This window comes from Nonomuraea solani, assembly GCF_900108335.1.
In the GTDB taxonomy this organism is placed as follows: domain Bacteria; phylum Actinomycetota; class Actinomycetes; order Streptosporangiales; family Streptosporangiaceae; genus Nonomuraea; species Nonomuraea solani.
The window spans coordinates 19,498-31,067 of sequence record NZ_FNVT01000004.1 but is presented as its reverse complement, the minus strand read 5'-3'; the positions used below and the strand labels follow the sequence as shown (position 1 = coordinate 31,067).

Annotated in this window: 13 protein-coding genes; 6 read left to right on the top strand and 7 right to left on the bottom strand. The window is 71.0% G+C overall.

Going from position 1 to position 11,570, the window contains the following annotated elements:
* Window positions 1-88: 88 nt before the first annotated feature.
* From C4V41_RS60700 to C4V41_RS15635, 4 genes are all read right to left on the bottom strand, one after another.
* The gene (locus tag C4V41_RS60700; RefSeq protein WP_146103668.1) at window positions 89-427 is read right to left on the bottom strand and encodes a hypothetical protein; all 339 of its coding nucleotides are present in this window, start codon (window positions 425-427) and stop codon (window positions 89-91) included.
* 346 nt (window positions 428-773) lie between these two features.
* A complete protein-coding gene (locus C4V41_RS15645; protein ID WP_160150293.1) occupies window positions 774-1,682 on the bottom strand; it encodes a glycoside hydrolase family 11 protein in 909 nt (302 codons plus the stop codon).
* A gap of 144 nt (window positions 1,683-1,826) precedes the next feature.
* Window positions 1,827-3,245, bottom strand: coding sequence for an MFS transporter (locus tag C4V41_RS15640; RefSeq protein WP_235030148.1), 1,419 nt, complete (start codon window positions 3,243-3,245; stop codon window positions 1,827-1,829).
* An 81-nt stretch (window positions 3,246-3,326) separates the two neighbouring features.
* A complete protein-coding gene (locus tag C4V41_RS15635; RefSeq protein WP_103956623.1) occupies window positions 3,327-3,815 on the bottom strand; it encodes a MarR family winged helix-turn-helix transcriptional regulator in 489 nt (162 codons plus the stop codon).
* Between the two features lie 159 nt (window positions 3,816-3,974).
* Here C4V41_RS15635 and C4V41_RS15630 point away from each other — a divergent pair, with 159 nt between their 5' ends.
* The 6 genes from C4V41_RS15630 to C4V41_RS15605 all read left to right on the top strand — a co-directional run bounded on the left by C4V41_RS15630 (window position 3,975) and on the right by C4V41_RS15605 (window position 8,704).
* Window positions 3,975-4,883, top strand: a complete 909-nt coding sequence (locus C4V41_RS15630) for an ABC transporter ATP-binding protein (protein WP_103956622.1) — start codon at window positions 3,975-3,977, stop codon at window positions 4,881-4,883.
* Window positions 4,884-4,895: 12 nt separating this feature from the next.
* Complete coding sequence (locus C4V41_RS15625; RefSeq protein WP_103956621.1) at window positions 4,896-5,600, top strand: ABC transporter permease; 705 nt, start codon at window positions 4,896-4,898, stop codon at window positions 5,598-5,600.
* Window positions 5,601-5,602: 2 nt separating this feature from the next.
* Window positions 5,603-6,811, top strand: coding sequence for a sensor histidine kinase (locus tag C4V41_RS15620; protein ID WP_200824013.1), 1,209 nt, complete (start codon window positions 5,603-5,605; stop codon window positions 6,809-6,811).
* Window positions 6,804-7,436 carry a response regulator gene (locus C4V41_RS15615; protein ID WP_103956619.1) on the top strand — a complete coding sequence of 211 codons (633 nt, stop codon included), beginning with the start codon at window positions 6,804-6,806 and terminating at the stop codon, window positions 7,434-7,436. The genes C4V41_RS15620 and C4V41_RS15615 overlap by 8 nt, the downstream gene beginning before the upstream one ends.
* A gap of 126 nt (window positions 7,437-7,562) precedes the next feature.
* The gene (locus C4V41_RS15610) at window positions 7,563-8,303 is read left to right on the top strand and encodes an AfsR/SARP family transcriptional regulator (RefSeq protein WP_235030233.1); all 741 of its coding nucleotides are present in this window, start codon (window positions 7,563-7,565) and stop codon (window positions 8,301-8,303) included.
* Entirely contained in the window at window positions 8,303-8,704 is a 402-nt protein-coding gene (locus tag C4V41_RS15605; RefSeq protein ID WP_103956617.1) for a S26 family signal peptidase, read from the top strand. The genes C4V41_RS15610 and C4V41_RS15605 overlap by 1 nt, the downstream gene beginning before the upstream one ends.
* On the opposite strand, the gene C4V41_RS15600 is transcribed toward C4V41_RS15605, so the two are convergent.
* Genes C4V41_RS15600 through C4V41_RS15590 form a run of 3 tightly spaced genes read right to left on the bottom strand, consistent with a single transcriptional unit; the run spans window position 8,599 to window position 11,564 of the window.
* Entirely contained in the window at window positions 8,599-10,485 is a 1,887-nt protein-coding gene (locus C4V41_RS15600) for an ABC transporter ATP-binding protein (RefSeq protein ID WP_103956616.1), read from the bottom strand. The two genes, C4V41_RS15605 and C4V41_RS15600, sit on opposite strands and share 106 nt — an antisense overlap.
* Window positions 10,485-11,030: a TlpA family protein disulfide reductase gene (locus tag C4V41_RS15595; RefSeq protein ID WP_160150292.1), complete on the bottom strand. Its 546-nt coding sequence runs from the start codon at window positions 11,028-11,030 to the stop codon at window positions 10,485-10,487. The genes C4V41_RS15600 and C4V41_RS15595 overlap by 1 nt, the downstream gene beginning before the upstream one ends.
* A gap of 39 nt (window positions 11,031-11,069) precedes the next feature.
* Window positions 11,070-11,564: a MauE/DoxX family redox-associated membrane protein gene (locus C4V41_RS15590; protein WP_103956614.1), complete on the bottom strand. Its 495-nt coding sequence runs from the start codon at window positions 11,562-11,564 to the stop codon at window positions 11,070-11,072.
* Window positions 11,565-11,570 lie beyond the last annotated feature (6 nt).

Here is an 11,570-nt window from a genome sequence, read left to right as displayed (position 1 = left end):
CCCTCGTCCAGCGCATCAGGCTGCGCCCGCTGTCGCACGACTGCGTGAGCGAGCAGGCGGGCCTGGCGGGGCGGGACGCGGCGATGGTCTACCGGCTGACCGGCGGTAACCCGTTGCTGGTGACCGAACTGCTCGGGAGCGAGGGCGCGACGGTGCCGGCGACCGTACAGGATCTGATTCTCGATCGGCTGCGGTCGCTGCCAAGGCCCGCCAGAGAGCTGGCCAGGCTGGTGTCCGTGATGCCCACCCGCGCCGACGCGGCCGTCGTGGCGGGCGCGCCGGAGCTGGTCGAGACGTGTGTCGACGCGGGGGTGCTGGTGCCGGCCGGTGACGGGGTGTCGTTCCGGCACGAGCTGTTGCGCGGCGCGGTGGAGGAGACGCTGTCGCCGGCGCGGCGGGTGGCGTCGCACCGCCGGGTGCTCGGCATCCTGGCTCGGGTCCGGGGGATCGACCCCGGCCGGCTGGTCCACCACGCGCTGAACGCGCGGGACGAGGCCGCCGTCCTGCGGTACGGGCGGCTGGCCGGGGCGGGGGCGGCCCGGCAGGGAGCGCACCGGGAGGCGGCGGCGCACTACCGCGCGGCGGTGGAGCACGCGGGCGGGCTGCCGGCGGCGGGGCGTGCCGCGCTGCTGGAGGCGTACGCGGAGCAGGCCTATCTGGCCGGGCTGGCCGAGGAGGCGCTGCGCGGCCGGCATCGCCGCCGCCGACCGCGTGATCGGGAACGAGCTGCGCGCCACCGTCCAGGTCGGCGCGCGCTGCTCCTATCGGCCCCGCTAGCCGCTGCAGGAGACCGTCGGCCAGGTCCAGTTGCCGTTGTGCTGGATCGTCACGCCCCAGTTGTTACCGTTGCCGTTGGGCCTGGCGGTCAGCACCTGGGCGCTGGGGGAGCTGGTGCTGACGTTCCAGGTGGAGAGCACCTTGGCGGGGGACGGCAGGTTCATGGTCACGGTCCAGTTGCTCGAACCGCTGACCGAGACGTTGAGGTTGTACCGGTCGCTCCACTGCTGACCCGCGGACAGCGTCGCGGTGCAACCGCCGCCGCCACCGCCACCGCCGCCGCCTCCGCTGCCACCTACCGTGATGTTGGAGTTTCCGCTGCTCTGGTAACCCTCGGTCGCGAGGATCATGTAGTCATGGTTGCCCAGGTTCATCCCGTACCGGGCCCAGGCGTCGAAGTGGTTGCCGGAGGTGATGGTGCCGCCGGTCTTCTTCGACTGCCGGACGCTCCAGTACTGGTTGAAGGTCCTGATGCCCTCGATGGAGGGGGCGTTGTAGCGGGTGGTCTGGTAGACGTCGTACGTGCCGCCATCGCTGGTGACGGTGCCCTTGTACGTCCCCGTCGGCCGGTAGGTGCCCCAGTTGTCGACGATGTAGTACTCCACCAGCGGGTTTCTCGTCCACCCGTACAGCGTGAGATACGCGTTGCCGGACGGGTTGAAGCTGCCCGAGTAGCTCACGGACCGGCGCCCGCCGGGGTTCCAGCCCTTGCCCGCGACGAAGTTCCCGGTGTTCCGCCACGAGGTGCTGTAGTTTCCGCCGGACCCCAGCTCCATGGAGACCGTCCCTTGGCTGTCGGTCCAGAACGAGTAGAAGTAGCCGTTGTTGGTGCCGGTCTGGTTGGTGGTGATGGGGGCGGCGGCCGCGACCAGCGCTATGGCGCCGACGAGCAGTTTGATGCGCATGTGCGTACTCCCTCCTCGTGAAACTATCGGCATGTTGGCGAAAGTATCGGCGCGGCCTTGAGAGCTGTCAACGAACCCGGACGGCGCCATGGCCAGAGATCGCCCAGCGACCCTGGCCATTGACGTTGTCGCGCTGTGAAATTTTCAGACTGTCACCGAAACTTGCTGCTCCACGCGAGGCTGGCGCAGGACGACCAGCCCGACGACGAAGGCGGTGATGAGCAGCCCGGCCGAGATCCCGAACGCCAGTTGGTAACCACCGGTCAGCGCCTCCGCCCGGTCGCGGCCCGCCGACAGCAGCTCCTCGGTACGCGAGGCGGCCATCGTCGACAGCACCGCCACCCCGATCGCCATGCCCACCTGCTGCGTGGTGTTGAACAGGCCGGAGGCCAGGCCCGCGTCGCTCTCCCGCGCCGCCGACATGCCCAGCGTGGCCAGCGCCGGCAGGACGAGCCCGCCGCCCCAGATGAGCAGCATCACCGGAAGCAGGTGGGTGACGTAACCGGCGTCCACCGGGATCCTCGTGAGCAGGAGCATGGCCGCGATGAGCATCGCCAGGCCGCCCAGCAGCACGACGCGGGCGCCGAAGCGGGCGCTGAGCCGGGCCGAGGCGAACAACGAGATCGAGCCGATGCCGACCGCGGCCGGCAGCATGGCGAGGCCGGTGTCCAGGGCGCCGTAGCCGAGCACCTGCTGCATGTAGAGCGCGACCAGCACCTGGAAGGCGAACATGCCCGACAGCGCCAGCATCTGGGCCAGGTTGGCGCCGGCGACGTTGCGGGAGCGGAGCACGCGCAGCGGCATGAGCGGCGCCTTGGCCGTGGCCTGCCGGACGAAGAACGCGGCGAGCAGGGCCAGCGACACCGCGCCGAGGCCGAGCGTGTGGGCGGCGAGCCAGCCGTACTCCTCCACCTTGACCACGGTGTAGATGCCCAGCATCAGGCCGGAGGTGACCAGCGCGGCCCCCGCGATGTCGGCCCCGGCGGACAGGCCGGCCCCGCGGTCGGCGGGCAGCGCGCGGACGGCGATCGCGATGGTCACCACGCCGATCGGCACGTTGATGAGGAAGATCCACGGCCAGCTCAGGGCGTCGGTGAGCACGCCGCCCAGGACCTGGCCGAGCGAGGCGCCGGCGGCGCCGGTGGAGCTGAAGATCGCGATCGCCTTGACCCGTTCACGGGTTTCGGTGAACAGCGTCACCAGGATGCCCAGCACCACGGCCGAGGCCATCGCGCTGCCCACACCCTGCAGGAACCGGGCGGCGATCAGCATCCCGGGGCCGCCGGCCGCGCCCGCCAGCAGCGAGGCGGCGGTGAAGATCACGTTGCCGGCCATGAACATCGTCCGGCGGCCGATCAGGTCGCCCAGCCGGCCCGACAGGAGGAGCAGGCCGCCGAAGGCGATCAGGTAGGCGTTCATCATCCAGCTCAGGCCGGCGGGCGAGAAGCCCAGGTCCTCCTGGATGGCGGGTAGCGCGACAGTGACGATGCTGCCGTCCAGGATGGTCATCAATCCGGTTGCCGACAACACGCCCAAGGCGGTCCAGCGTGAGTCGAAGCGCACGTGCGACACGATCTCTCCCCATTCGAAGTCGATGAGAGAGACCGTAGCAGATAGTTCTGTTGTAGACGATATGCCTCGGATCTAGTTTTTCCGCTCCCGTGCCCTGCGCACCGGCTGCGGGCTCTCGGCCGGCTCGGCGAGGTGGCCGGTGACCAGCCGGTTCAGGGCGCGGACCAGCACCTCGCGCTCGTCGTCGGGCAGGCTGCCGAGCGCGTCCCGGTGCACGCCGTCGACGATCCGCTGGCTCTGCCTGGCGACCTCCGCGCCCGTTTCGGTGACCGCGATGATCCGGGCGCGGCGGTCGGTGCTGGAGGGGCGGCGCTCGGCGTAGCCGGCCTTCTCCAGCGCGTCCACGGTCACCACCATCGTGGTCTTGTCCATGTCGCCCAGCTCGGCGAGCTGGATCTGGGTGCGCTCCTCCTCCAGGGCGTGGACCAGCACACAGTGCATGCGCGCGGTGAGCCCGATCTCGGCGAGGGCGGCGCTCATCCGGGAACGCAGCACGTGGCCGGTGTGGTCGAGCAGGAAGGACAGGTCGGTCTCGGTACGGGCGGGCGCCATCGCGGTCATGCGTTCAGACTACCCAAGTGGTTCCGGGGCGGATTATCCGCGAGCGGACGGTCTGCCTGTCCATCCACCGAACGGTGGATTTCCGGATCAACCTCATCCGTCCCGCACCATGGCCGGCAGGTCGATTCGCGTGGAACGCCCCCGCAAGATCCTTGAGGCATGGCAGTCATCGAAGTCACCGACCTCACCAAGAGGTACGCCGGCCTGACGGTTCTGGACGGAGTGTCGTTCTCCGTCGAAGAGGGCGAGATCTTCGGCATCCTGGGCCCCAACGGCGCTGGCAAGACCACCACCGTCGAGTGCGTCGAAGGGCTCAGGAGCCCCGACGGCGGATCCGTCAGAGTGCTCGGCCTTGACCCGATCAAGGACGCCAGGGCGCTGCGCGAGCAGGTCGGCGTGCAACTGCAGCACACCCAGCTGCCGGACAACATCAAGGTCTGGGAGGCGCTCGACCTCTACGCCTCCTTCTACGCCGCCCCGCGCGACTGGCGTGAGCTGCTGGAGCAGTGGGGAATGGCCGACAAGCGCGACGCCCGCTTCGGCAAGCTGTCGGGCGGCCAGAAGCAGCGGCTGTTCATCGCGCTGGCGCTGATCGGGAACCCGCGGGTGGCCTTTCTCGACGAGCTGACCACGGGCCTCGACCCGCAGGCGCGCCGGGCCACCTGGGAGCTGATCAAGCGGGTCCGCGCGGGCGGCGTCACCGTGGTGCTGGTCAGCCACTTCATGGACGAGGTCGAGGAGCTCTGCGACCGGGTCGCCGTGTTCGACCGGGGCGGCATCGTCGCCATCGACAGCCCGCGCGGGCTCATCGAGGGCATCGACGCCGAGCACCAGATGCGGTTCACGCTGATGGCCGAGGCCGACCCGCACACCCTGCTCCGCGGCCTGCCCGGGGTGTCGGGCGTGACCAGGGACGGTGACCGGGTGGCCGTCACCGGCAGGGGCGACTTCGCCACGGCCGTCACGGCCCGGCTCGCCCGCCACCACGTCCTGGTCAGCGACCTGCGGATCGACAAGCGCACGCTCGACGACGCATTCCTCGCCCTCACCGGCCGTTCCTTCAACTGACGGAGACCTGACATGACCGCGCTCGCCAAGCTCACCACCGTCGAACTGAAACTCCTGGTCAGGGAGCCGGGATCGATGTTCACGGTGCTCATCCCGCTGTTCATCCTGATCGTCTTCGGCAGCTCGATCGAGCCGGGCGACACCCAGTTGCTCCCGATGGCGCTGGCCATCGCCGTGGGGCTGGTCGCGTTGTACATGCTGCCCACGACCCTGGCCACGTATCGCGAAAGGGGCATTCTGCGCCGGCTCTCCACGACCCCGCTGCGGCCGGTGAACATGCTGGTGGTGCAGGTTCTGATGCAGCTCGCCCTGGCGCTCGTCGCCTGCGGGCTGCTGGTCGCCGTCGCGGGGACCGTGCTGGGCGCGCGCCTGCCCGGCGGTGTGGGGGCGGTCGTGGTGACGTTCGTGCTGGGGACGGCGGCGATGTTCGCGATCGGCCTGCTCATCGCGGCCCTCGCCGCGAACGGGCGCAGCGCCAACGGGGTCGGCGTGCTGCTGTACTTTCCGATGGCCTACCTGGCCGGGCTGATGCAGCCGGCGAGCCAGATGCCCGCGTTGCTGGCCCGGGCCGGCGAATACACTCCCTTGGGGGCTTTCCGGCAGTCGATGCAGGTCGTGTGGGCCGGTGGCTCGCCTAGCCTCCTGCTGCTGGGCGTGATGGCCGCGTACGCGGTGGTCCTGAGCGCGGCGGCGGCCAGGTTCTTTCGGTGGGAGTGAGCGTGACGAGGCTGGACCGGTGGGAGAGGCGGCTGGATCAGTACGTGGCCGCGGCCCCGTACGTGCTGCTCGCCGTCTCCACCGTGCTCTCCCTGCTCACCGAGGAGCGGGAGCCGTGGAGTCAGCGGCTGGTCACGCTCGGCCTGGCGGCGCTCGCCGCCGGGTGGATCGCGCTCATGCCGCGCGGCGGGGCGCCGGCCCTGTACGTCACCGGCCTGATCGTGCTGATCGCGGTGCTGAGCAACCGGGAAGTCTGGTTCGCGAGCTTCTTCGGCTTCACCGGCTTCCTCCACTCGTGGCAGTACCTGCGGGGTAAGTGGCGGTTCGCGGGAGTGACCGCCACGGCGGCCGCCACGGTCGCGGCCTACAGTGGCGGCGTGCCCGAGCCCACCCCGGCGGGGATCCTCACCTACCTGTTCTTCACCGGCGCCATCGTGGCCGGCGTCGGCCTGTTCAGCTTCGTCGGCGAGGTCACCGCCGAGCGCAGCGCCGAGCGGAAGAAGACGGTGGCCCAGCTCGAAGAGGCGATGCGGGAGAACGCGGGCCTGCACGCCCAGCTCCTGGTCCAGGCGCGGGAGGCCGGGGTCATGGACGAGCGGCAGCGCATGGCGGGGGAGATCCACGACACGCTCGCCCAGGGGCTGACCGGCATCATCACCCAGCTCCAGGCCGCGACGCACGCCAAGGGCCAGGAGGACATACGCGAACGGCACCTCGGCAACGCCATGCGCCTGGCCAAGGAGAGCCTGGCGGAGGCTCGCAGGTCCATCCACGCCGTCGGCCCCGGGCCGCTGGAGTCCGCCCCGCTGCCCGCCGCGCTGGCCGAGGTCGCGGCCGAATGGTCCGACCTGAACGGCGTCCGGGCGGACGTGACCACGACTGGTACGGTCCGTCCCATGCATCCCGAGGTGGAGGAGACCCTGCTGCGCACCGCCCAGGAGGCCCTGGCCAACGTGGCCAAGCACGCCGGGGCGGGGCGGGTGGGGCTGACGCTGTCGTACATGGAGGACGTGGTGGCCCTCGACGTACGCGACGACGGCGCCGGGTTCGACCCCGAGCGCGTCCGCGACGGCGGCGGCTTCGGCCTCATCTCGATGCGCAAACGGGTGACCCGCCTGGCCGGCACCCTGGAGGTCGAGTCGGAGCCCGGCGCGGGCACCGCGATCTCCGCGAGCGTCCCCGCCGTCCTCCGGGAGGCCCCGCGTGCCTGAGACCCCCATCCGGCTGCTGATCGCCGACGACCACCCCGTCGTCCGCGACGGCATCCGCGGCATGTTCACCGGCGACCCGGGCTTCGAGGTGCTGGGTGAGGCGGGAGATGGCGCCCAGGCCGTGGACCTCGCCCGGGTGCTGGACCCCGACGTCATCCTCATGGATCTGCGCATGCCGAGGATGGACGGGGTGACGGCCATCAAGGAGCTCGCCCGGCTGGGTATCCGGGCCCGGGTGCTCGTGCTGACCACGTACGACACCGACAAGGACGTCCTGCCGGCCATCGAGGCCGGCGCGACCGGCTACCTGCTCAAGGACACCGACCGCGACGAGCTGATCCGCGCCGTGCACGCGGCGGCCAGGGGCGAGGCCGTGCTGTCCCCGTCGGTGGCCACCCGCCTGCTCGGCCAGGTACGCGCCCCCGCCGACCCGCTGAGCGCGCGCGAGCTGGAGGTCCTGCGCCTGATCGCCGACGGCGCCACCAACCGCGAGGCCGCCGCCCGTCTGTTCATCAGTGAGGCCACGGTCAAGAGCCATGTCCTGCACATCTACGCCAAACTCGGCGTCAACGACCGCGCGGCCGCCGTCGCGGTCGCCTTCCGCCGCGGCCTGCTGAGCGCCTAAACGGTCCGGGCGCCGACCAGATGATTGACACCATAAATATAGGAGTGATAATCGGGCTTGGGGGGCGATGCGTTCGCGATCGACTGTGAGATCGCCTCGGGGGCGAAGGAGACTTCAGTGCGTTTCATGATTCTCGGCCCGTTGGAAATCGTCGATCAGAACATCCCGATAAAAATAACCGCCTCCATGCAACGGCTGGTGCTCGCCGTCCTTCTGCTCAATGTCGGCCGCCCGGTGAGCGTGGAGCAGATGGTGACGGACTTCTGGGGCGACCGGCCCCCCGCGAGCGCGCGCAAGACCGTCCACGGCTACGTCTGGCGCCTGCGCGGCCTGCTCGACCGCTCCTGCCACCAGCACATCGAGACCGTGGACAACGGCTACCGCCTGCAGGCGGACGACGTCGACTCCGTACGGTTCGAGCGGCTCTACCGCGCGGCCCGGCAGGCGTCGGCCGCCGGCGACCCGGCATCGGCGGTCCGGCTGCTGAGCGAGGCGCTGGACTTGTGGCGTGGTCCCGCACTGTCGAACGTGCCCACGACGCCGCAGATCGCCCTTTCCTGCACGCGGCTGGAAGAGTTGCGGCTCAGCGCGCTGGCGGCCCGTTTCGACACGGGTTTGGAAATGGGCCAGCATCACGTCATCACGCCCGAGCTCCGGGTCATGGTAATTGAATATCCACTCAACGAGGCATTCCACGCCCAGCTCATGCTCTCGCTTTATCGGAGCCACCGTCCGGCGGAGGCGCTGGACGTATTCTATAAACTCCGGTCCTATTTGGTGAACGAGCTCGGCGTGGAACCGAGCCCGTCGCTGCAGGAGCTCTTTCTGCGCATTCTCGCCAATGACTGCCAGCTCGCGGTGACGTGATGTGGGCGCTCGTGGCCGGGGTCGTGATCTCGGCCGGCGCGGCGGTGCTCGTGGCGCGGGCGGCGCTCCTCGTCGTCACCGTTCAGGGCGGCAGCATGGAGCCGGCGCTGCGGGACGGCGACCGGGTGATCGTGGCCCGGTGGCGCCGGGTCCGGCGGGGCGCCGTGGTCGTGTGCCGGGCGCCCGGCGGCCTGGTCCTGCCGGCGGCCACCGGCGTTCCGCTGCTGGTCAAGCGGGTCGCCGCGGTCGCCGGTGACGCCGAGCCGAGCGGGGGCGTGGTGCCCGCCGGGCACGTCTACGTGGTGGGCGACGCGGGTTCTGGGCTGGACTCCAGGGAGTTCGGCGCCATCCCGATCGCCTCGGTCATAGGCCCGGTGCTGGGGAACCGGGGCACGTCCTGATAGCCGGCGGCCTGCAGGCGGAAGAGATCGGCGTACCGGCCGCCGGTGCGGAGCAGGTCGGCGTGGGAGCCCGTCTCCGACACCCGGCCGTCCTCCACGACCACGATCCGGTCGGCCATGCGGACGGCGCTCAGCCGATGTGACACCAGCAACCGTGTCGTACCGGTGCTGTGCTCGTGCACCACCCGATGCACCTGATACTCCGCCTCGGGGTCCAGCCCCGCGCTCGGCTCGTCGAGGATCAGCAGGTCACGGTCGGCGCGGAGGAGCATCCGCGCCAGCGCGATCCGCTGCCACTGACCGCCGGACAGCGACACCCCGGCACTGTCGTCCTCCTCGCCGAGGCTGAAGTGCATGAGGCTGAGCATGGTGTCGTAGCCGCGCGGCAGCCGCCCGACGACGTCGTCGACCCCGGCCAGCCGGGCGGCGCCGCTGATCCGCGCCAGGTCGAAGCGGGTCTCCAGGTCGCCGACGCCGATGTTCTCCAGGGCGGTGAGATCGTAGGTCATGTAGTCCTGGAACACCATGCCGATCCGCCGCCGCAGCGACGCCGGGTCGAGCCGGCTCAGCTCGATCCCGTCCCACAGGATGCGGCCCTTCGCCGGCTCGTACAGCCCGGCCAGCAGCTTGACGATGGTGCTCTTCCCCGCCCCGTTGGCCCCGACCAGGGCCACGGACCGGTGCAGCGGAATGCGGAAGCTCACGCCGTTGAGCACCCACGGCAGGTCGTCGCCGTAGCGGAACCACACGTCGTCGAAGACGATCTCGTCCTTGAGCGCGGGTACGGCCACGCCGCCCGGCCGTTCACCGCCCGTGGTCATGATGTCGAGGTAGTGCCCGATCGACAGCAGCGCCTCCGAGCCGGCGGCGAGCTGGCGGACCACGGCCGTGGCCGCGCCCGCCGTCACCGGCAGGGCCGTGAGGACGATCGCGAGGTCGCCCGGCGTGCCGCGGGCGGCGGCCACGTCCGCGACGACGATGTAGGCCGCGAGCGCCATGGCCGCCACCGTCGCGGCGTCCAGGAGCGCCTGTACGCGCAGGATTCGCAGGTCGAGCCCGCGCTGGGAGACGTGGATGGCCGTCAGCTCGGTCCGCATGCGGTCCTGGAAGAACCCGCCCAGCCCGAACACGCGCAGCTCCTTGGCGGCGCGCGGCTCGTACTGCAGGCGGCTGTAGAAGAAGCGGCGGCGCTGGGCCGGGCTCAGCGCGGACAGCAGACCGACGCGGTCCCTGGCCAGGCGCCGCTCGGCGACCAGGCGCGGGATCGTGGCCAGCGCCAGGAGCAGCGCCGCGGTCCGGCTGACGGCCATCAGCACGCCGACGAACCCGATCAGCTGGATCCCGCTCTGGACCAGGGAGCGCGCCGAGCCGACCAGTTGCTGTGGGGCGCCCTGGCCGGCGCGCAGGGCGAGCTGGATGCGGTCGTGGAAGTTCGGCCGCTCGAACAGCTCCAGGCCGGGCAGGCTGTTGAGCTTGGCGAACAGCCGTTCCTGCACGATCATCTCGATCCGCCGCGCGTGCTGGTCCTCCAGGTAGCGGACGGCGGCGTCGCCGACGTGGGTCACCAGCAGCGTGCCGCCCAGACCCGCGGCGAGGACGGCCAGGGTCGCCGGAGCGCCGGAGCCGGTGCTCAGGTGGTCGATCAGCAGCTTGCCGAACAGCGCGGCGGCCACCGGCCCGGCGCCGAGCGCGAGGGTCGCGCAGAACACCACGGCCGTCGTCACGGGCGCGGCCCGCCAGGCGAGCCCCGCCGCCGTGACGAACCGCCTGAAGGGGGACATCACTTCGCGGACGTCCGCAGTTCTATGGCCGGCAGCTCGCTCGCGGACCCGGGCGTGGCCATGATCGTCGCGTCCGGCGCCACGAGGAAGAAGCTCGGATACCGCTTGACCCCGAACGCCCGCTGCAGCTCCCCGCCCAGCGACTCCTCCACCACGGCGCCGGGCCCCGACACGGCGGCGATGAGCTGGTCGGCCTCCACGCGCTCACCCCGGACGTTCACCACGACGGCCAGCGCCCGCGCGCCGCCCGCCACCGCGGCCGCGCCCTTGGACCGGATCGTGGGCAGGTGCTCCTCGCAGCTGTGACAGCCGGTGGCCACGAACGACACCACGGTCACGGCGTCGCGCAGGTCGGCGAGGGAGACGGCGGAGCCCTCCGTCGTGGCGGCGTGGAAGTCCGGCACCGCCGCGCCGACGCCCAGGCCGCTCTCGGACGGGTGCTCGATCGCCGCGAGCCGCACCGTGTGCTCGCGGAGCCGGCGTATGACGCCGAAGGTCAGGAACAGGTTGGCCACCAGCAGCACGGCCAGGACAGCCTCGGCCACGACTCCACCTTTCTCCATCAGGTCTCTATCAGGTCTCCATCAGGTACGGAACAGGGCGTGCACGTCGTCCGCGAACACGGCCAGACCCACCCCGAACGCGGCCACGACCAGCGTCATCACGACTTCTTCCGGCCGTAGCGCGGCCATCGGGGCGGCTGCCCCCACGGCCGCGACCGCCCCCAGGACGAGGTTGCGGACGACGTGCACGGGTCCCAGCGGGGTACGCGACGGCCCGAAACAGGGGCAGGGGATGCGCCGGCGGACGTTCGCCCACACCAGAGCGGCGAAACCGCACATGAGGACGGCGGCGGCGACCAGGCCGGCCTGTGCCGTACCGGGGATGATCACGAGGGCGGCCACCCCCAGTTCGGCGACGACGAGCAGCCGCGCCAGCCGGCGGCCGACCGGCCGCCGGACCTTCAGCAGCTCACCGACGGCGGACCCGACCTCCGCCGGCGCGCGCAGCTTCGACACCACGGCCAGCACCAGGACGCCGGCGATCACGCAGCGGGACAGTAGCGCGAGATAGTGCATCAGGAG

Bases quoted from the DNA above. Each gene is read 5' to 3' on its own strand.
- C4V41_RS60700 (WP_146103668.1), bottom strand. From the start codon at position 427: ATGCCGAGCACCCGGCGGTGCGACGCCACCCGCCGCGCCGGCGACAGC.
- C4V41_RS15645 (WP_160150293.1), bottom strand. From the start codon at position 1,682: ATGCGCATCAAACTGCTCGTCGGCGCCATAGCGCTGGTCGCGGCCGCC.
- C4V41_RS15635 (WP_103956623.1), bottom strand. From the start codon at position 3,815: ATGACCGCGATGGCGCCCGCCCGTACCGAGACCGACCTGTCCTTCCTG.
- C4V41_RS15630 (WP_103956622.1), top strand. From the start codon at position 3,975: ATGGCAGTCATCGAAGTCACCGACCTCACCAAGAGGTACGCCGGCCTG.
- C4V41_RS15625 (WP_103956621.1), top strand. From the start codon at position 4,896: ATGACCGCGCTCGCCAAGCTCACCACCGTCGAACTGAAACTCCTGGTC.
- C4V41_RS15610 (WP_235030233.1), top strand. From the start codon at position 7,563: ATGATTCTCGGCCCGTTGGAAATCGTCGATCAGAACATCCCGATAAAA.
- C4V41_RS15605 (WP_103956617.1), top strand. From the start codon at position 8,303: ATGTGGGCGCTCGTGGCCGGGGTCGTGATCTCGGCCGGCGCGGCGGTG.
- C4V41_RS15600 (WP_103956616.1), bottom strand. From the start codon at position 10,485: ATGTCCCCCTTCAGGCGGTTCGTCACGGCGGCGGGGCTCGCCTGGCGG.
- C4V41_RS15590 (WP_103956614.1), bottom strand. From the start codon at position 11,564: ATGCACTATCTCGCGCTACTGTCCCGCTGCGTGATCGCCGGCGTCCTG.